Genomic DNA, 20,654 nt, shown 5'->3' on the forward strand with positions numbered 1-20,654 from the left:
CAACAAATCCTTTGAGACCATATTGGTAATCATAATTGGTATTGGCAAAAAAGTTTCCAGAGGAATTCATATACCCAAAAGTGCTTGAAGAAGAAATACCAGTAGGGCCATATATTGGGATGTTAATTGTTTGACTTTTAGGATCACTTATTGCATACCACAACAATACAACCTGATCTGCATCATCAAGATTGTTAACTACTATAAAACCATTTTTTGACAATGCTTTAGCAACATATCCAGCATATTCTATAAAAGCCACATCATTTATGGTTACTTTTTGATCACCTGGAGCAATGAATACTTTGGTTGGACTTGTTACATTAGTACCGTACGAAGATATATCAACTACAAAGTAAGTAGAACACCCCATTAAGTTAGAAGTTATTATTATTAAAAAATAAAAGATAATATTTTTATTCATACCCACCCTCCTTAAAATATTTTTTTATAATATACCAAGAGGGTGTGACATATAATGTCCCTGTTAATATTTTAATGTGGTGGTAAATGAGCGTTAATAAAATGCTATTGAAATTAAACCATACGTACTTATGTAAAAGCAGGCAAAAAAACTGTACCAACCAAATATTACAAAAATAAAATAATTTCAAAATTATTCTTGAACAAAAATATATCTGTAATACATTTATTTGTATAATCTATTGTGCATCGGCATCCATTTGTTGAAGAAATAATTGGAGCCACATTTTTACAAAAACTTTAAATAGGAGGAACTAATGCAACCTGTTGCGTTGAATGACTTTATATACTGGGTGGGTGCCATTGATTGGGACCTTAGAAACTTCCATGGGTACATGACACAGCGTGGTTCATCCTACAATGCGTATTTAATAATGGATGAAAAGATTACCCTTATTGACACGGTAAAATATTATCTCTACGATGAAATGATTGAGCGCATATCAAAACTTGTTGACCCTGCAAAGATCGATATCATTATCTCCAATCACGTGGAAATGGATCATTCCGGTGGGCTCCCTCGTCTTATGGAGCTTTGTCCCAATGCAACGCTTATCACCTCACCAAATGGTGCAAAGGGGCTTGAAGCTCACTATAAAAAAAGCTGGAATTACAAAGTAATGAAAACGGGCGACAGTATCAGTTTAGGAAAAACCACATTGCAGTTTGTGCTTGAACAAATGGTACACTGGCCCGACAACATGGCATGCTATATGCCCCAAACCAAAATACTTTTTTCAAATGATGCATTTGGCCAGCACATTGCAACATCCCAGCGCTTTGATACCGAATATCCGTTTGACATACTGATGCAAGAAGCAAAGAAATATTACGCTAACATTGTACTTCCGTATGACAAGCCAACACAGAAAGTACTTGAGGCTGTAAGCAATTTAGACATTGCAATGATTGCACCAAGTCATGGCATTATATGGAAAGAACACATTAAAGCGATAGTTACTGAATACAAAAGCTGGGCAGCAAACAGCACTAAGGAAAAAGCGCTTATTATTTACGACACCATGTGGAATTCCACTAAGCTCATAGCCCATGCAATAAAAAATGCGTTTGAACAAAAAAATATTCCAGTACAACTGTATGATTTGAAAACCATTCATATTTCGGACATTATGACCGAAGTGCTTGATGCAAAGTATATCTGTGTGGGGTCACCAACACTGAATAACAATATGCTGCCAACTGTTGCTGCATTCTTAACCTACTGCAAGGGACTTGCACCAAAGGAACGCATTGGGCTTGCATTTGGATCATACGGTTGGGGCGGGCAAAGCATTGCACAGGTAGAAGCGATATTAGCGGAAATGGGGTGGAAGTTACTGCCATCAATCAAGGTAAATTACATACCTGATGATCAATTACTGGTAACTATCGCCACCCAAATTTTTGAAAATTTACAGCGTATTTAGTGTGACTTTTACATTAAAGTTTTATATTATATTAATGAACAATGAGTCCAATTTATTATTACAATGAGGACTGAAATGGAACAATATAAACACTATTTAGAAGCCCGGGGGATTTCGCCATCGTATCAGCGGTTGAAGATTCTTGAGTACTTAGACCAAAACAGGACTCATCCAACCGTTGATGAGATCTATACTGCGCTTTTGCCACACATACCAACGCTTTCCAAGACCACTGTGTATAATACCTTAAGCCTTTTTGTTCAGGAAGGCCTTGCTAGTATGCTGGTACTTGACAATGTTGAGGCGCGTTTTGACATTACTGTGCAGCCACACGGCCATTTTACCTGTACACAATGCGGCAAGGTATATGACCTTGATACCACGCGTTATGTCAATATTCCCCGTTCAATTGACGGGCATACTATTGAAAACTATCAAATAACATTAAAAGGCATTTGCAAAGAGTGCACCTCACATTGAAATCTATAAATGTTTGCATGGCGTTAATTCTAGTATTTTTTGACGAATAAAATTCAAAAAATCAGTTGACAAAATATTGTAATGATTATAAATATGTTATAAATACATTCCTAAGTGATTTTTTAAATTAATTGTTGCCATTTATCACTTTTACTGTATCTATTATTGTACTATAACAACCATGAAGAAGGTTAATTATGCAGCAATATAAAGTAAACGATATGATGTGCAAAAACTGTGTTATGCACATAACAAAAGCCATAACATTGAAAGACCCAAATGCTAAAGTGGATTGCAATTTAACCACTAAAATTGTTATAGTCGATAGCTCTCTTGATAATTCTGTGGTGATGCAAGCAATCAAAGATGCTGGATACACACCACACCCTGTGTAACTGTGATTTAGTGTCGGTTTTTTAATAACGTAAGAAAAGTCATTCTGAACTTGATTCAGTGTCTAAAATAGTGGCAAAGTGAGATTCCGAGTCAAGCCCGGAATGACATCTTTTGAAAAGTCATCCTGAACTTGATTCAGTGACTAATAACGAAACGATTTTGCTTCAGGTTTGGAATAACAGTGTGTAATGTACGATTTCAGAATTATACCAGCTATGATTGGGTGAGTGAAGATCCCTGGTAAACAAAAATTGCATCAATATAATTTTTTTTCAAAAGGAGGACTTATTTATGGGAAAAAAATACGAATGTACAGTATGCGGCTACATTTATGATCCAGCTGAAGGTGATCCTGACAACGGCATTAAACCAGGAACAGCGTTTAAAGACCTTCCTGATGATTGGGTATGCCCTGTATGTGGAGCCGGAAAAGATCAGTTTGAACCAGTGGACTAATTATTAGCAGTCAAAGGATATGCTTACGTGCATGTCCTTTTTCTATAATAAAATTATTAAAATAATTTTATAAAAATACTGTGGAGGTTACCCATGGATGTTGTATTGCTTTCACGAATACAATTTGGATTAGCTGCAGGTGTTCATTTCATTTTCCCTTCCTTAACTTTGGGACTTACATTGCTGGTGCTAATGTTTGAATACAAGTTTTACAAAACAAACGATGAACTGTTCAAAACTATCTCTTCATTCTTCATCAAAATTTTAGGACTTGTGTTTGCATTGGGTGTTGCAACAGGTATTGTACTTGAATTTTCATTTGGTACCAACTGGGCTGAATATTCGCGCATGGTTGGTGATATTTTTGGTGCACCACTTGCTGCTGAGGGCATATTTGCGTTTTTTATGGAATCTGTATTTTTAGGTGTGCTGCTATTTGGACGCAACAAGGTTTCAAAAAAGGTTTATCTTCTGTCAGCATTTTTGGTGTTCTTTGGATCGCATCTTTCAGGTTTGTGGATTATCATTGCAAATTCATGGATGCAGACACCAGCCGGTTATGCCATTGAAGGCGGAAGAGCAATACTTACCGATTTTTGGGCTGCAGCGCTGAATCCTTCCACACTTGTGCGATTTACACATGTCATTATTGCAGGATGGATTACCGGTAGCCTTTTTGCTGCAGGTGTAGCTGCCTGGTACCTGGTTAAACAACAACACACGCAAATAGCTCAAAATATACTAAAAACCGCCATTATTGTTTTTGCTATCATGTCGCTTTTGCAGTTTGCTTCGGGGCATATTCATGCAGTGCAGGTTACCAACCTACAGCCTGAAAAAATGGCTACATTTGAAGCGCTGTGGGAAACACAAAAAGGCGCACCAATGTCAATTATTGGAATCCCTGTTGAAAGCCAAAAGAAAACATACTTTGAAATTAAAATTCCAAAATTGTTAAGTTTACTAGCATACTTTGACCCCAATGCCGAAGTGAAAGGTCGTGATGCCTTCCCTGAAGACGAACTGCCACCAGTACTTTTGCCGTATTTTTCATATCATATCATGATTGGGCTTGGTTCTTTATTTGCTCTGATAAGCATCACTGCAATACTCTTATTACTGCGCAAAAAACTCTTTGAGACAAAATGGTTTTTGTATGTGCTGATTTTTACCATACCGCTGCCAATAATAGCCAACGAATTTGGATGGATTGCTGCTGAGGTTGGTAGGCAACCATGGGCTGTGTACAAAGTACTTAAGACTGTTGATGCAGTATCAGCTGTTGTACCGGCAAGCCACGTGTTGCTGTCGCTTATTATCTTTTCATTAATTTACCTTTTACTCATTGTTCTTTTTATAACGATACTGCTAAAAATTATAAAAAAGGGCCCTCAGGCAGAAACATATTAAACTGATTGGAGGTGTAATTATGGATTTAAGTACATACCAGCATATATGGTTTTTTATTATTGGATTTTTACTCACTGTGTATTCTATCCTTGATGGTTTTGATTTAGGCATTGCAAGCCTTATGCCTGCACTTGCCAAGAATGAAAAAGAACAAAAACAGGTAATGGATTCAATCTGGCCTGTGTGGGATGGCAATGAAGTGTGGCTCATAACTGCTGGTGCTGCACTTTTTGCGGCATTTCCGTTTGCCTATGCCACAGTATTTAGCGGTTTTTACTTGGCACTGATGCTTGTGTTATTTGCTCTTATTTTCAGAGCTGTCTCCATGGAATTTTGGTACTACGACGAAAATCGCAGGAAGCTTTGGTCATGGGCATTCACTATAGGAAGCTTTTTGCCATCACTATTGTTTGGCGTTGCACTGGGAAATATCATCTATGGCATTCCCATAGATTTAAATATGAATTTTACTGGTAGCTTTTTTACACTGCTACGACCATTCCCTCTTGTTATTGGGCTTCTGGGGCTTTTGGCAATCCTGCTACAGGGCTGCACATGGGCTGCATTAAAAATTGAGGGCCCGGTTGCACAGCGTGCAAGGTCTATCATGAATTACATAATAATTGCAAATGCTATTTTATTTGTGCTGGCGATAGCTCTTACCATTGCCCTTTTGCCTTCAGTTGTCTCTAATATATTTGGCTGGCTTGGTGCGGTTATATATGCAATAGCTTTAAGCTATGTGTTTGTTTCAAACAGAGACAACCGTCCACTGAATGCTTTCAAGAGTTCTTCGGTTTCTTTTATTGCACTGTGGATTATGGCAGGGGCAGCACTGTATCCAAATCTGGTGAGAGCAACGATAGATGCGTATAACCTTACAATATTCAATGCATCCTCAACGCTTTTGACATTAAAGATTATGTTTATCATTGCTCTCATTGGCATGCCTATAGTTATTGCGTATACTATTTATGTGTACAGAGTTTTTAAGGGTAAGGTTTCCTGAAGCTTTATTTACAATGTTTTTCTATATAAGAAATTACTTATAATTTTTTCACACAGAGGTCGTAGAGAATCAGGAGAATGATTAAGTTTTTGGATTGATTAGCAAACAAAACTATTTTTATTAAAGGAGGATATGATTTATGGCTACAAAACAATTAGAAGTATATAAATGCGATATTTGTGGCAATATCGTTGAGGTGCTTCATGAAGGCAAAGGCGATCTAGTCTGCTGTGGTCAGCCTATGAAGCTTCAGGTAGAAAATACTGTAGATGCATCAAAAGAAAAGCACGTACCAGCAGTAGAAAAAACTGCGGAAGGCATCAAAGTACAGGTTGGCAGTGTTGAACATCCTATGGAAGAAAAGCATTATATTGAATGGATACAGCTTATTGCCGGTGGCAAATCATACAGGCAATTCTTGAAACCTGGCGAAAAGCCAGTAGCCATATTCAAAGTTGACGCTTCCACCTACACAGTACGTGAATATTGCAATCTGCACGGCTTATGGAAAGCATAATATTATTTTAAGGAGGTATTAAGATAGTATGGCAAAGAGCGTTAAAGGAACACGTACCGAAAAGAACTTACTGGCAGCATTTGCAGGTGAATCACAGGCCCGCACACGCTATGATTATTTTGCATCTGTTGCCAAAAAGGAAGGGTATGAGCAGATAGCTGCTATTTTCCAGGAAACTGCACTGAATGAAAAAGAACATGCCAAAAGGTTTTTCAGCTACTTAGAAGGCGGCATGGTGGAAATACAGGCACACTATCCTGCAGGCGTTATTGGCAACACAGTAGAAAATTTAAAAGCCGCTGCAGCAGGCGAAAACGAAGAACACACAAAATTATATCCTGATGCAGCAAAAGTAGCTGAAGAAGAAGGCTTCCCTGAAATTGCGTTTTTGTTCAGGAAGGTTGCAGAGGTGGAAAAGCACCATGAACAGCGCTATCTTGACTTAATGAAAAATATCCTGGAGGGGAAAGTATTCAAGAAGGACAAGAAGGTGCAGTGGAAATGCCGCAATTGTGGCTATATCCACGAGGGCGAGTCAGCTCCTGAAAAATGCCCAACCTGCCTGCATCCACAAAGCTACTTTGAGCTTCTGTGCGATAATTATTAAAAATTGCGAACATAGTATACAATGCTCTACACTCCTGCTATTTATGGTGGCAGGAGTGTATACTTCTATACTTATAGATTTTTTATTCATTTCAGTGTGCATGTAAACATTTAAAATTTTGCGGTTAACTTATAATATAAGCCAATTGTTTCAGTAACTATCTCCCTTTAAAAATGGGCTCACGCTTTTGTGCAAATGCCATAAAACCTTCAGCAGCATCTTCAGTTTTTGCAAGCATTGCAGAACATTCCCTATCTACCTTTAATCCTTCTTCAATCCCTTTTTCAATTCCTGTTACCATTCCCTTCAATATACATTGCACTGCCAACGGTGCTTTTTTTGCCAGCGTACTGGCAAATTCCATTGTTTGCTGCATAAATGATTGTGCAGGGAACACTTTATCAACAAGTCCAATTTCCAGAGCTTCAATAGGGGTAAGCCTTTTACCCATAAGAATTAATTCAAGAGCTTTGCTTCTGCCTAAAAGTCGTGCCATGCGCTGAATCCCGCCCCATCCCGGAGTAATACCAAGATTGATTTCAGGGCAACCTATTACAGCTTTTGGTGCATCTGCCATAAATCTGAAATGGCAAGCTAATGCTAACTCGCAACCACCACCCAGGGCATATCCATTGATAGCTGCAATGACTGGTTTTTTAAATCTGTCAATACGGTTAAACAATTCTATGGCATCGGGGCCATTATGCAAATTTGCTACATCTCCAACATCCATGCCAGCACTAAAACCTTTATCACCCGCACCTGTGATAATTAAAACTCTGACGTCATTGTTGTTTTCACATTGGCTAAGCAATTGGTCAAGCTCTACTCTCATTGCCATATTGATTGAATTAGCTGGTGGACGGTTAAGCGTCAAGGTTGCAACATAATTGTTAATCTCAAGTACAACAGTATTATCACTCATAATTCCAAACCTCCTTGTGTATGTTTGTAATATTTTTATAAATATTCTGTTTCATTTGTTATAGTCCGTGTATTATTTTCAACACTTTTTGTATTACATTATTGTTAGCTCTACTGTACAGCATAAGTATTTTTTTAAAATATATTCCTTACACTATCAAATTGATTTTGATCAAATGAAAAAGTAGCTGTAATTTTTTATATTGTGCACATAATTTGTTTTGCAGGTATAATTATTGGTATTTTTTACTTGATATATACACATATTACTTCAACAACGTTGTAAGAAAAACATCTATATCGTACGAGGCCAGTTGTGTTGAAAAAAATCATACTAAAAATAGTATCATATAAAAATTTATATATGCCAGGTTTACTGGTATCGGGTGCTCTCTTTCTTTATGCCATTATATTCAACATGTCATTTTCCTACATGGGAAACACCAGTGCACAGGTAGTTCAATTTATTATCTATCGTTACAAGTTTTTAATATTGTTTTACTTTTTAAAAATAATAGCAGTGTATTCATTAATAGGAATTGCACTAAGCATATTTTTTAGCTATGGCATACAACAATTTTCCAGGCAGCTAAAATTTACAGTCAATAACAAGCATAGCTTTTACTATTCAGCACTATTAACATTTGCAGTAGTATTTCTACAGCTTTGCAAAAGTATTATTACCTACCCACAGCTATATCAGGATACAATTTTTAATAAAAACATTGTGTATAAATATTTTCAGATAGCTCTTACAAATAACCTGTCTCCTGTTTTTATTGAAACAATACAATTATTATTTATTGCTCCATTTCTTGTAACATTTGTAATATCATTTTTCTTGTCGATACAACAACATAAAGATGCAATTATTGATGTTCTAACCCTTCACTTCAATATAGTAAAATATGCTGTTATTGGAATTTTCATAGCTCTTATAATAATAGTTACTATCTCAGTAACTATCTCACATAAAAATATACATGATAAACCAAATATCATTATATTAGCCTCTGATGCGCTAAGACCTGACCATTTTAGCGGTTTTGGGTACCACCGCAACACCACCCCTCATATTGACAGATTAATTGCACAAGGCACCACATTTAATAATGTGTATACTGTGGTTCCACGTACATTTCCAGCATGGGTCAGCATACTCACATCGCAGCTTCCTGTTAAACATGGCATTTCACACATGTTCCCAATGGTTCGTTCCCGCAATAAAAAGTTTATTACTCTTGCTACAGTATTGAAAGAACATGGCTATCGTACCGCTGTTATTGGCGATTTTGCTGCTGATATTTTCCCACGAATAAATTTAGGATTTGATACTGTGAAAGCTCCTACATTTAATATGCGCGTGATGATTAAGCAGATTATTCTTAAAAACCACATTTTCCTGTTGCCTTTCCTTACCAATCGTGCAGGATTTTTATTTTTCCCTGAGATACGCGAATTTGCCGAATTTGCAGACCCACAGTTTGTGGTTAGTGACATAAAAAAAGAAATCAGTTCAAGCATATCACACGGAAAGCCATTTTTTATTCTTTCTTTTTTTTCAATTACACATTTTCCTTATCCAGCATGCTATCCATACTATAAAACATTCACTGATACAGCCTACAATGGTCCTTTTAAATATTCAAAAAACAGATTTGTTTCCCTTGATAGCAAAGGGATGGTTGCAGAATACCAGCCTTCACCAGGTGATATAGAGCATATCCGTGCATTGTACGACGGATGCTTATATGCGTTTGATGAATCGGTAGGCAATATAATACAATACCTCAAAGACAACAACCTTTACGATAACACCATTATAGTCATAGTATCCGACCACGGTGAAAATCTTTACGAGTTTGAATATGGTATGGGTCATGGCGAACATCTGCGGGGTAAATACAGCCTTGTCATTCCGTGTATTTTTTCAGGTCCCGGCATTGGAAACAGCCAATATACCAGCATTCGTAGTGCCATAGATATTGCGCCTACCATTCTTGATATACTGCATCTACCGCAACCTCAATCGTTTGATGGCACATCACTGTTAAAAAAACATAATCGTGTTTTTGATGCGTATTGTGAAACAGGCATCTGGTTTGATAATACCGGCAATTTCTTCTTTCAGAAGAAAAGGATAATGTATCCTGATATTACCGGTATATCAACTATTGATTTTGATCACAATGATGAGATTACCGTAACGCCATATTATGATAATCTCATTACAATTGCAAAACACAGGTGTATTATTGCAAACAATATGAAGCTTATCTACATGCCCACTCACTATGGCATTGAATATGAGCTCTATGATGTATCGAAAGACCCAAATGAACGCAATAACATTTATACAACATCATCAGTGGCACACAGCATCAAGGATAAATTTTTCTCATTATTTAAAACCCAAAATAATATAAAAATTTACAATAGCTATATTATACCCTTTGAATAAAAGCACAGGTATTTTATGGTGATGATACTCATTATGTATCACCACCGCAATACATTCTCATTTTTCCACTTCAGCCTGCACCTTGGTTAAAACTTCTACCCCATTTTGATTTTTCACGGTAAGTGCAAGGGTTGCTCTGTTGTCATGTATCTCGGTTACCACACCTTCAATGGTTAGAGTATCGCCCATGCGCACCGGTGATGCAAACCTGCATTTTAATTTTTTCAATCGCCCGGGGTCACTCACCCATGTGGTGATAGCATCAGCAGTAAATCCAAGTGTACACAAGCCCTGCAAAATGGCTCCACCCAATCCTACCATCTTTCCAAATTCATCGTCAATATGTATAGGATTAAAATCACCTGATGCACCAGCGTAGTAGATAGCTCTGTATTTATCTACTTGTTGATTTACTATAAATCTGTCGCCAACCTTTACTGTAATATTTGAATCTACTGTTTTCATAGCTATTTCCTCACAACAAAAGTATATATACCTTTGCAAACATCCTGATTACTTTGATTCCTTGTCATTATCTCAATTGCAATGACATCAAGCTTTTCCTTGTTTTCAATATTTACTATCTTTGCATCTGAATACAACACATCGCCTGATTTTACTACATTATAAAATTCAAATTCCTGCTCACCGTGCACCAACATAGCCAAATTGAGATTGAGCTCATTATCAAAAAAAATAGGTTCTATGAGTTTAGCGCCAAATACCACCGCAAATGTAGGAGGCGCAACAATCGTTTTATACTTTGATGTGGCTGCAAACTCATCGTCCAAAAAATATGGATTGGTGCTTTTGATGGCTTTTGCAAATTCCTTCACTTTTTCTTTACCAACTTCATATACAATTGTTGGCCAGGTTTTCCCAATGAATTTTTTGTCGATAGCCATAGCATTTCCTCCTTATGATTAACTCCCATATTTTTGTAATAGGTCACGGGCAATGAGTATGCGCTGTATTTCAGATGTTCCTTCACCTATCTCACCTAACTTTGCATCACGATATAACCGCTCAACAGCAAATTCCTTGATGTATCCATAACCGCCATGAATCTGCAATGCCCAGCTTGAAATCTGTGTTGCCGCTTCACTGGCAAAAAGTTTGGCACACGATGCAAGTACAGCTGCTTCGGGATGATTGGTTTGTTTTGCCCACGCCGCTTTGTATATCAAAAGTCGTGAAAGGTCAGTAAGTATCATCATGTCTGCCAGCTTAAATGAAATCTCTTGATAACGGTTTATTGGCTTGCCAAATGCCTTGCGCTCAGCAGAATATTTTATTGCTTCTTCCATACACGCCATTGCTACACCTAACGACACAGTGGCCATGCCAATACGCCCAAACTCAAGTGTTTGCATTGCCTGTATAAATCCTTTGCCAACTTGGCCCAGCACTGCATCATCACCCACCTCACAGTCCTCCAGAAAGACCTCCGATGTAGGCGAACCCCTATACCCTAATTTTTCAAATGGCTTACCGGTGGAAAATCCTGGTGTACCCTTATCAACAAGAAACGCAGTCACACCATTTGCAGGTCCTGCATCCTTATCATTGTATGCCATTATCAAGCACACATCTGCAATCGGTGCGTTAGTAATAAATGTCTTGGTGCCATTTAACACCCATTTATCGCCTTTCTTTTTAGCAGTTGTGGCGATAGCAGCAGCGTCTGATCCTGCCTGCGGCTCGGTTAATCCAAAGCTGCCAATGATGTCTCCAGAAATTATCCCTGGCAGGTATTTTTCTTTTTGCTTTTTTGAACCAAACATCCGAATGGGCATGCCGCACAACCCACAGCTTGCACCAGCAGATAAAAATGTTGCAGCACATGCCTTTGCAACTTCCTCACCTGCTATCGCAAAGTTTATTAAATCCTGATTGGTGCCACCATATTCTTCCTCATGAATCATACCTAAATAACCAATTTCACCTAATTTTTTAATATTTTTCTTTAAAAGTTCAACGGATTTTTCATCACCAATATCTAAAAGCGCAGCGTTAGGCTTGATCTCATTTTCACAGAACTTCTTGAAGTTTTCCTTAATTGATTTCTGTATATCATTCAATTCATAATTCATATTTTGCCTCCTTACTCCCTGCATTATAACGCTAATAAACGTGAAATAATCAATCGCTGCACTTCTGAGGTTCCACCGCCAATCTGTGCTAATTTGGCATCACGCAGCATTCGTTCCACAGGATAATCATGAATGTACCCATACCCACCAAAAATCTGTACAGCTTCTGAAGCAACCCTAAAGCCCCAATCACCAACAAACGCTTTTGCAATGGAAGCCTGCAGGTGATTGATTGGGTATCCTGCATCCTTCAAAGAAGCCACGCGGTATACAGCCAACCGTGCAGCCTCAAGCACAACCTTCATATCAGCAAGTTTATGCTGAATTGCCTGAAAGCTTTTAATGGGTTTATCAAACTGCACACGCTCAGATGCATAGCGCGCACACTGTTCTATCATAAACTGCATTCCCCCAACAAACGGTGCCAGCAATGCACTGCGGTCCCACTCTAACGTCTGGTGGGCATACATGAAACCTTCACCAATATTGCCAAGGACATTCTCTTCTGGCACTTCACAATCTTCAAAGAACACTTCTGAAGTAGTAGATGCTCTGACCCCCATTTTATGAAATGGCTTACCAGTTGAAAAACCTTTAAAATCCTTTTCAACAATAAAGGCTGATATACCAGCATGTTTTTTTGATTTATCCACTGTAGCATACACAACACATACATTGGCAATTGGTGCATTAGTAATAAATGTCTTGGACCCATTCAGTATCCACCTGTCACCTTTTTTAACTGCAGTTGTTTGCAGTGATGCAGCATCCGATCCAGCTCCGGGTTCTGTTAATCCCATACATCCAATCCATTCTCCACTGGCAAGTTTGGGCACATACTTTTTACGTTGTGCTTCATTTCCATGTTTGTATAAAGTATCAGTACATAAATACGTGTGTGCACCCAATGCTAATAAATGGCCGCTATCAACACCTGCATGCCCTAATGCTTCTCCTGCCAAACAACAGGTCACAACATCCGCACCCTGCCCTCCATATTCTTCAGGAAATGGCAACCCTAAAAGCCCCATAGCGCCTAACTTTTTCCAAATCTCAAAAGAAAACTCTGATTTTAAATCAGCTTCTTCGCATAAGGGAACAATTTCATTTTTTGCATACTTATATATTGTATCCCTGAATAAAAGCTGCTCCTCAGTAAACCCAAATTCCATCACCAACCTCCTTGTTTAAGTATCGTTTCAATTATTTGACTCTTTATTTTCTGTGCATAGTGCACATAATCAAATGCATCTGGATCTATCACATATTGAATAATAAGCCCCTGCACCATGGAAACAATCATGGTAGCTGTATAATTAACATCAATGTTATGGAACTTTCCCTGTACGATCCCTTCATTCAAAATTTCTGAGCACACATCTCGATAGCTCTTATACAATTTTTGAATAGCAGTGCGCATTCGTTCGTTATGATTTAATTGTGTCCAGAAATCTAAGAGCACGTAAAAGTAATTCTTTTCCTGCATCACAAGATTGCACGCCCGTTCTATGAACGCAGATAGTCTGTCAACCGGATCTGAAAGATGCAGCAGGTCCTGTTGCAGTGAAGCTCGTATATTACGGTTAATCTCCCTTAGTAAATTGAGCAGTAAATCCTGTTTGTTTTTAAAATAATAATGTATCAACCCGGTTGACATCCCCGCTTCCTGTGCAATATCCTTAATTGTGAAGTTATAATATCCTTTTTTGCTCACTACATTGTATGTGGCTGAAGTAAGCTGAGCACGTCGTATGTCAAAAATATCTGAGCGTTCCTTAACTTTCATTTTTTATCCTCACGCATATGATTGAACGTCCAATCAAATTATTTTAATACATCCACCTTTTTATTGTATTAATGAATTATAATCATGTATGCTAATTGATTCTTTGATGCTCTGTTCCTGCAATCGTGTTGTTCCACCCATTAATATTCCTTTTGAATGTACTGTGTAGATCTCAGGAATATCAAATAGCAACAGGCTGATATCATCATACTCTTTATGTTCCAGTTTAACGACTTTATCAACTATATGTGTAATCATTTCCATGAATGAAACAGTAATTAAATTTTCAATCTGAAGACCACAATGTTTTATAACATCATTGAAACCATCGCTGTATATCACAACGCGTGATTGTCCATACAAATTCACACTTTCAACCTTTTGAAGAGTTTTACTTCTTCCTGCAAAATTCATATTCACTTTTGTGCTATACTGCTCTCTTTTGGTATGCCTGTCATAAATTTTCAATGAGCTATCGCCCCCATGCGCAATAAATGCCTGTGTTGTATTTTCCTGTTCCTTCAGTGCTATCAGACTCAACGTCGATTTCATATGATATTCCTGCCTGGCATAGATGCCATTCAAATAGTGTGACCACTCTTCATTACATTGAGGAATCGTATGTAAACCATCAACAACATTAGAAAGCAATACTCGTGATGCGTGAGGGAAGCGCTCAGTTGCATCGGCAATTGCAAACACCCTATGTTCTAAGTCTACTAGCAAACTATCGCCATTACCATATCCACTGCGCACTTTATCAGTGCCGGTGATAAGCAGCATGGCAAAAGTGCCCTCTGCTATCACCGCCCTCACATCACTGTGTAATTCAATAATACTCATACACTAATCAATAACTCTGAAATAAAGTATATCTTTTATTGTGCCTTTCTTTTCTTCTGAAAAGACTGGCTCCACCCGTGCGCCTATCTTTATTTTTGATTCGTCATGAACATCAATGTAGTGCTGGAATAATGTATCCGCTCCATCAAGTTTGATAAATCCGTATCCATATGGTATTGGTTTCTGAGTACCGGTTTCAGGGTCAATAAAAGCAAATCGTAAAATGGTAAACGTACCTATTGTTCCTTTTGGACCAACTTCAACAAATTCTTTCATCTCCACATAACAGTCTCCACACACCCTGCGCGGTGGAACATATACCTTTTTACATTTTGGGCACCGCACACCTAAAAATTTTCTGTTATTCTTGAGTTCATAAAAAAACTTACTGCCATACATGCCTACAGAATAGTTGAAAGGTTGTACTGCTTTACCCGATTCGATAATTATGTACTCTATATTTTCCATTGTTTCCTCCTACAGATTGGGTTTTTTCCTGCCATGCAGAATCATATCTGTCCACATACAGCCACCAAAACCGGTGCTCACTGCAAAGTTTACATCGGGCACCTGCCTGCCTTCAGCTTTACCCATAACCTGTAAGGCAGCCTCTGCACAGCGTATTAAGCCGGTGGCACCTATAGGATTGCATGCAATTACTCCACCTGAAGGATTTATGGGAAGTTCCCCTCCCATATCGGTTGCCCCGCTCCATATATATTCAGCACCTTTACCGCGTGGGACTATTCCCATATCTTCTATCCAGATTATGCCAGCGAATGAATACGGCTGATACATTTCTATTACATCAATTTGCTTGCGTGGTTCAGTAATACCACACTTTTTAAAAAGCTCTCTAGACGCCTCTGCCATACTGTCAAGCTCACCCCAGTTGACATCACCTAAATACGTATATTTATGACGATTAGCTGTTGCCCATATCCAGTCGGGAGTTGATGTTATTTTTTCTGCATACTCTTCGCTTGCCATGATCACTGCACATGCTCCATCTGTGCGAGGGCATACATCAAGGAGATGAATTGGATCTGCCAGCATTGGTGAAGCCAGCACCTCTTCCAGAGTAACTTCTTTGCGCAGCTGAGCATATGGATTGTTGCACGCATGTTTACGGTCACGCACCGATACTCGTGCACCATCTCTGTCGGTAGCACCATATTTTGCCATATATGCTTGCGCTTCTGCAGCAAGTCCGGAGATAGCTCCTGCAAACACAAGTCTGTCCCATACTGGGTCAAATGCGGTAGTGATAGCACCTGTAGTGTCGGATTCAGAGTTCTTTTCCCAACCTATGATTAATACTTTGTCAAACATCCCCGAGGCAACAAAATGATAACCACCTATTGCAAGAGTACTGCCCGTTGTGCCCCCAGTGGTAAGCTTAATAACAGGTTTTTGATAGCCCCCCGAGCCATCTATACTCCAACAATCAACATAGTTAATGCCTTCAAAGTGGTCCATATTGCCAATTATTATGGCATCGATATTCTTTATTGAAAGATCAGCATCTTCTAAGGCACGGGTAACCGCTTCATGAATTAACTCCCTCCCGTTAACATCAGGCCTATGGCTTTTGTGGTATGTTTGGCCTGTACCAACTATTGCAACTCTTCGTTTTGACATAACCTCCTCCTATCGCTCTATATCAAGAACCCATACGCAATGAGACTGACCGCATAGTCCATTGACTCCATGGGCAATACCACGTTTTGCAGCAACCTGCCTTTTATCTGCCTGGCCGCGAAGCTGCAAAACAACTTCAGCAATACGGTACAATCCTGCCGCAATTACTGGATGTCCGCTTAACAACCCTCCAGAAGGATTGACTGGCAGTTTGCCATCTTTGTCAAATACGCCTTTTTCAAGCATAGTACCTGCTTTGCCGTATTCTGCTAATCCCAGTCCCTCAATCCACATCAGTTCCTGATATGTGAACGCATCATATACTTCTGCCACATTAATTTCTTTTGATGGATTTTTAATTCCTGCCATTGCGTACGCTTTTTTTGCTGCATTTTCCAATGCTATAGCTTTTGATAGATCCCTGTCACCCATAAAGTATGCATCACTACAAAATGCCACACCCTTAATCCATACTGGTGTGGCTTTAATCTTTTTCACAAAATCCGCAGTAGCTATGATGATTGCACAACATCCATCCGAAACAGGCGAGCAATCCAGTTTATGCAGTGGGTCAGCAATCATTTCCGAATTTAATACATCATTAACTGATATGTCCATTGGCAGCTGTGCATACGGATTATCTTTAGCATTTTTATGATTTTTACACGATACTAGTGCTAATTGTTCCGGGGTAGTGCCTGTAGTATGCATATATGCTCTTGCTTGCATTGCACATGCTGATATCATGTCCATTCCAAGGCCACGCTCATATATTGGGTCAAATATTGCATTGGTTATAAGACTTGAAACGCTTTCAGAACCCTTACTATGACCGGTTACCAGTGTTGTTTTATAATCACCTGACAGAGTACGTGCTAATGCATACGCTGCACCAAATGTTCCATCACCTTCAACAGCAGAACAATTTTTATTCCTCACTCCGCTTGCATCTCCTACAGCCATACATGATATGGTTCTTCCATCCCAGAAATCACTTGAAGTTGTAATCACATTATCGATATCCTCAATAGAAATGCCCGCATCCTGTAAGGCTTTATTGACAGCTTCCCAAGCCATGTCAGCATACGTTGCATCTACTTTCTTTTTTTCAATGGGTGTCATCCCAATACCAATTATTGCCGCTTCCATACAAACCTCCTATTTTACTGGCCTGAAATGCAAAATTGCTTCAATTGATGCTTTTTTTTCTTCAGCAAAGACTGCTTCAACTTCCATACCAATTTTAATGTTTTTTGGATCTGTATCCCCAATATAATGAAGCATTGCATTGTCAGCACCATCAAGCTGTATAAGACCAAATGCTACAGGGACATTTTTTTTCAAAGCTGCTAGCTGTCTATATACTACTGTATAGGTAACAACCTTCCCTTTTGGTCCCACTTCTTTCCACTCTTTTGTGTCAATATAACAGTATGGGCAAGTTTTCTTTGGCGGGCAAAATACCTTACCACACTGTGGACATTGGTTGCCCAGTATTTTATGCTCATCACGTAATGCTATAAAAAACTTTGATGCAGTTTCACCAGCCCACCACTGATAGGGAACACCTATCTGGCTTTTATAGACCTGTGGTTCAATTCCCTTGAATATATCTTCCATAAACTATCTCCTTATCTTCCAATAATATACCTGTGTGGATCAACTTCTTCGCGCAGTATCCTAAGCTCCTCATCTGTAGGTGGTTTGGTATCCTCTATTTTCTTTGCCCACTTAAGCTCAAAACCACAGTTGTCCTGCACATCCTTTCTGCTATATCCCGGATTTATTGAAAGCACTGTCATCCACTTTGTCTCTTCATCAAACCCCATTACTGCCATATTGGTGATAATTCTGTATGGTCCTGTGCCCTCAGGCAAACCCGCCTCATAACGACTTCGTCCACCTTTGAGATACCCTGGTGAGGTAATGAAATCTAATTTTTCAGTAAACCTGCGCGCATCCTGCACCGTCATCATCATTGTACGCCAGCACAGCGATGCTAAATCATTTGCACCACCTGAGCCTGGAAACCTTACCTTTGGTTTCTGGTAATCATCGCCAATCATCGTTGAGTTGATGTTACCATACATGTCTATCTGTGCTCCACCAAGGAATGTATAATCCACCATACCCCGCTGACAGGTTTCCATAACTTCGGGCATTGAGCTTGCCATTATTGCTTTATGGAACGTGCGCGAATCACCAACAGAAATCGGCATCGTTGGCAAAATGGGTGCAACACCACCCGCCTCAAACATAATACACAAATTTGGCGAATACAGCTTCTGTGCAAGCATCGCCGCTGCACACGGGGCACCTGTTCCAACAACAACTGTGGCCCCATCTTCCAAATTACGTGCTGCTACACATATCATAAGTTCCATAGGATTGTATTCCATAACTACCCTCCCTACTTATTGTTAATCAAATACTCAATGGCACGCAGCTTCTTCATCTTCTCAATCCCGCCATTTAAGTTGAGATACTCATAGAAATTATCCACCCCATAAATCTGTTCCTGTAAAAACTTCTCAAGCTCTTTGGGGTCCTTCTCTACTTTAAGCCACGTTTTCAGATGCTCCTCATCACTAAAGTACTCATACGGCATATTGCCCGGGTAGCTGCCATACGGAACCTCAATGACCGCATCTACGCACCAGAAGGGAATTACTGTCTTTTCTGGTTCACGCCGTATCTCATCATGCGGAATAATACGTTCAGCAGTTATCACAACACGCTTGGAAGCCTTTGCCAGATCAAAGTCTGAGACCGATGCGCCATATACCCTACAGTTGCCATAGATATCTGCCTCATGCACATGAATTGCTGCAAAGTCAGGGTACAGTGCTGGCATAGCTGCATATTTCTTGCCAGTAAACGGACAGGTAATTACTTTAGCAGCACTCTGCATAAAGGTATCAGTACCCAGAATGTTGCGCGTGGGTATAAACGAAAGCCCCATGGCTGCAGCTTTCAGCCGCCATGAAAGTGAGGCATTGGTCCACTCTGTCAGTTTAATCTTGCCACTTTCTACCGCTCGTCGTGCATTTGGCGATAGGCCTCGCGCTTCCAACCCAATAATATAAGCAACATCGCAGCGATCAATACACTCACCTGCAACTAGTACCTGAAAGTCGTGTGTTGAGGTATGCCCTGCAAATCCCAAATGTTTTTTTCGCTGGCGCACTATCTCATGGATAATAGCAGTGGGGATACGATTGGCTCCAAACCCACCAATAGCAATATAGTCTCCATCTTTAATCATATCTCGTACCACATCTTTAACATTGGCTAATTTTGACTTCATTGCACGGGATTTATTTCTGAAAAATGCACGCGCATGGTCCGGATCGGGATCTGTAAACAGTTCATTTTTTCCGGATAGTAGTTGTTCTTTCATATCGCTATCATGTACACTCATGACCATAGTTTCCTCCTGCTTGCTATATTAAATAATACGAACATTATAAATTTGGTTGAACATACAATCAAATATATTCGTTTTTAAGCAATCTGTACTGTTTTTGCATCCTCCTTATATAATGTATCAATAATGGATTTATACTTTTCCTGTACCACTTTACGCTTAACTTTCAGAGTTGCTGTCAATTCCCCGGTTTCTTTTGAAAATTCACTTCTTATAATGCCCACTTTCTTTACAGTTTCATACCGTGCCAGCTTTTGATTGCATTTTTCAATATGCTCTTCCACAATCTTTTTGAACTGCTCATTTTCAAGTAAATCATTAAAGCTTGAATATGATATACCTTTTTCATTTGCAATACGTTCTGCCTGCTCCTGACTTATATTTACCAGTGCAGTTAAGTATTTACGTTTATCACCAATAACTATCGCCTGTGTGAATAATGGATCTGATTTTATTAAATTCTCAATTTTTTGTGGAGCCACATTTTTCCCACCTGATGTGATGATCAGGTCTTTCTTCCTGTCAGTGATCATTAAAAATCCTGCATCATCAAACACCCCAATATCACCACTCATAAAATATCCATCTGGAGTAAACGACTCTTTTGTTTCTTCAGGCATCTTCCAGAACCCTTTAAAGACATTGTCACCCTTTATCAATATCTCCCCATCATCAGCAATTTTAATATCAACAC

Annotated in this window: 24 protein-coding genes; 9 read left to right on the forward strand and 15 right to left on the reverse strand. The window is 39.0% G+C overall.

The genetic code is table 11. The features are described 5' to 3' along the window. Window positions 1–424: hypothetical protein (locus tag N3F66_11365; GenBank protein ID MCX8124740.1), on the reverse strand; the 424-nt coding region annotated here is incomplete at its 3' end. A gap of 316 nt (window positions 425–740) precedes the next feature. Here N3F66_11365 and N3F66_11370 point away from each other — a divergent pair. From N3F66_11370 to N3F66_11405, 8 genes are all read left to right on the forward strand, one after another. Next, window positions 741–1,910 carry an FprA family A-type flavoprotein gene (locus N3F66_11370; GenBank protein ID MCX8124741.1) on the forward strand — a complete coding sequence of 390 codons (1,170 nt, stop codon included), beginning with the start codon at window positions 741–743 and terminating at the stop codon, window positions 1,908–1,910. 75 nt (window positions 1,911–1,985) lie between these two features. After that, the gene (locus tag N3F66_11375) at window positions 1,986–2,390 is read left to right on the forward strand and encodes a transcriptional repressor (protein ID MCX8124742.1); all 405 of its coding nucleotides are present in this window, start codon (window positions 1,986–1,988) and stop codon (window positions 2,388–2,390) included. A gap of 197 nt (window positions 2,391–2,587) precedes the next feature. Continuing rightward, a complete protein-coding gene (locus N3F66_11380; GenBank protein ID MCX8124743.1) occupies window positions 2,588–2,785 on the forward strand; it encodes a heavy-metal-associated domain-containing protein in 198 nt (65 codons plus the stop codon). A 292-nt stretch (window positions 2,786–3,077) separates the two neighbouring features. Beyond that, window positions 3,078–3,242 carry a rubredoxin gene (locus N3F66_11385; protein MCX8124744.1) on the forward strand — a complete coding sequence of 55 codons (165 nt, stop codon included), beginning with the start codon at window positions 3,078–3,080 and terminating at the stop codon, window positions 3,240–3,242. A 93-nt stretch (window positions 3,243–3,335) separates the two neighbouring features. After that, window positions 3,336–4,652, forward strand: coding sequence for a cytochrome ubiquinol oxidase subunit I (locus N3F66_11390; protein ID MCX8124745.1), 1,317 nt, complete (start codon window positions 3,336–3,338; stop codon window positions 4,650–4,652). A 19-nt stretch (window positions 4,653–4,671) separates the two neighbouring features. Further along, complete coding sequence (cydB, locus tag N3F66_11395; GenBank protein ID MCX8124746.1) at window positions 4,672–5,661, forward strand: cytochrome d ubiquinol oxidase subunit II; 990 nt, start codon at window positions 4,672–4,674, stop codon at window positions 5,659–5,661. A 139-nt stretch (window positions 5,662–5,800) separates the two neighbouring features. Beyond that, a complete protein-coding gene (locus N3F66_11400) occupies window positions 5,801–6,178 on the forward strand; it encodes a desulfoferrodoxin (protein ID MCX8124747.1) in 378 nt (125 codons plus the stop codon). Between the two features lie 28 nt (window positions 6,179–6,206). Beyond that, window positions 6,207–6,785, forward strand: coding sequence for a rubrerythrin family protein (locus N3F66_11405; GenBank protein MCX8124748.1), 579 nt, complete (start codon window positions 6,207–6,209; stop codon window positions 6,783–6,785). Window positions 6,786–6,942: 157 nt separating this feature from the next. Here the strand turns inward: N3F66_11405 and N3F66_11410 are convergent, their stop codons facing one another. Beyond that, entirely contained in the window at window positions 6,943–7,710 is a 768-nt protein-coding gene (locus N3F66_11410) for an enoyl-CoA hydratase-related protein (GenBank protein ID MCX8124749.1), read from the reverse strand. Between the two features lie 315 nt (window positions 7,711–8,025). On the opposite strand from N3F66_11410, the gene N3F66_11415 reads away from it, so the two are divergent. Continuing rightward, complete coding sequence (locus N3F66_11415; GenBank protein MCX8124750.1) at window positions 8,026–10,170, forward strand: sulfatase-like hydrolase/transferase; 2,145 nt, start codon at window positions 8,026–8,028, stop codon at window positions 10,168–10,170. Between the two features lie 57 nt (window positions 10,171–10,227). Here the strand turns inward: N3F66_11415 and N3F66_11420 are convergent, their stop codons facing one another. The 13 genes from N3F66_11420 to N3F66_11480 form a co-directional block, all read right to left on the reverse strand. Continuing rightward, entirely contained in the window at window positions 10,228–10,635 is a 408-nt protein-coding gene (locus N3F66_11420) for a MaoC family dehydratase (GenBank protein MCX8124751.1), read from the reverse strand. 2 nt (window positions 10,636–10,637) lie between these two features. Next, the gene (locus N3F66_11425; protein ID MCX8124752.1) at window positions 10,638–11,075 is read right to left on the reverse strand and encodes a MaoC family dehydratase N-terminal domain-containing protein; all 438 of its coding nucleotides are present in this window, start codon (window positions 11,073–11,075) and stop codon (window positions 10,638–10,640) included. 18 nt (window positions 11,076–11,093) lie between these two features. Continuing rightward, complete coding sequence (locus tag N3F66_11430; protein MCX8124753.1) at window positions 11,094–12,263, reverse strand: acyl-CoA dehydrogenase family protein; 1,170 nt, start codon at window positions 12,261–12,263, stop codon at window positions 11,094–11,096. A gap of 23 nt (window positions 12,264–12,286) precedes the next feature. Then, a complete protein-coding gene (locus N3F66_11435; GenBank protein MCX8124754.1) occupies window positions 12,287–13,435 on the reverse strand; it encodes an acyl-CoA dehydrogenase family protein in 1,149 nt (382 codons plus the stop codon). Continuing rightward, window positions 13,435–14,049 carry a TetR family transcriptional regulator C-terminal domain-containing protein gene (locus N3F66_11440; protein ID MCX8124755.1) on the reverse strand — a complete coding sequence of 205 codons (615 nt, stop codon included), beginning with the start codon at window positions 14,047–14,049 and terminating at the stop codon, window positions 13,435–13,437. Before N3F66_11440 ends, N3F66_11435 begins: the two co-directional genes overlap by 1 nt. 60 nt (window positions 14,050–14,109) lie before the next feature. Continuing rightward, window positions 14,110–14,892 carry a SpoIIE family protein phosphatase gene (locus tag N3F66_11445; protein MCX8124756.1) on the reverse strand — a complete coding sequence of 261 codons (783 nt, stop codon included), beginning with the start codon at window positions 14,890–14,892 and terminating at the stop codon, window positions 14,110–14,112. 3 nt (window positions 14,893–14,895) lie between these two features. Beyond that, complete coding sequence (locus N3F66_11450) at window positions 14,896–15,360, reverse strand: Zn-ribbon domain-containing OB-fold protein (GenBank protein ID MCX8124757.1); 465 nt, start codon at window positions 15,358–15,360, stop codon at window positions 14,896–14,898. A gap of 9 nt (window positions 15,361–15,369) precedes the next feature. After that, on the reverse strand, window positions 15,370–16,533 hold the full coding sequence (locus N3F66_11455) for a thiolase family protein (GenBank protein ID MCX8124758.1): 1,164 nt from the start codon (window positions 16,531–16,533) through the stop codon (window positions 15,370–15,372). 9 nt (window positions 16,534–16,542) lie between these two features. Continuing rightward, window positions 16,543–17,682, reverse strand: coding sequence for a thiolase family protein (locus N3F66_11460; GenBank protein ID MCX8124759.1), 1,140 nt, complete (start codon window positions 17,680–17,682; stop codon window positions 16,543–16,545). A gap of 9 nt (window positions 17,683–17,691) precedes the next feature. Then, window positions 17,692–18,153, reverse strand: coding sequence for a Zn-ribbon domain-containing OB-fold protein (locus tag N3F66_11465; GenBank protein MCX8124760.1), 462 nt, complete (start codon window positions 18,151–18,153; stop codon window positions 17,692–17,694). Window positions 18,154–18,164: 11 nt separating this feature from the next. Beyond that, window positions 18,165–18,932, reverse strand: a complete 768-nt coding sequence (locus N3F66_11470) for a 3-oxoacid CoA-transferase (GenBank protein MCX8124761.1) — start codon at window positions 18,930–18,932, stop codon at window positions 18,165–18,167. A gap of 11 nt (window positions 18,933–18,943) precedes the next feature. Next, on the reverse strand, window positions 18,944–19,954 hold the full coding sequence (locus N3F66_11475; GenBank protein MCX8124762.1) for a CoA transferase subunit A: 1,011 nt from the start codon (window positions 19,952–19,954) through the stop codon (window positions 18,944–18,946). A gap of 83 nt (window positions 19,955–20,037) precedes the next feature. Further along, a partial coding sequence (locus N3F66_11480) for an AMP-binding protein (protein MCX8124763.1) occupies window positions 20,038–20,654 on the reverse strand: 617 nt, incomplete at its 5' end.

It is taken from the genome of Spirochaetota bacterium, assembly GCA_026414805.1.
Lineage (GTDB): Bacteria > Spirochaetota > UBA4802 > UBA4802 > UB4802 > UBA4802.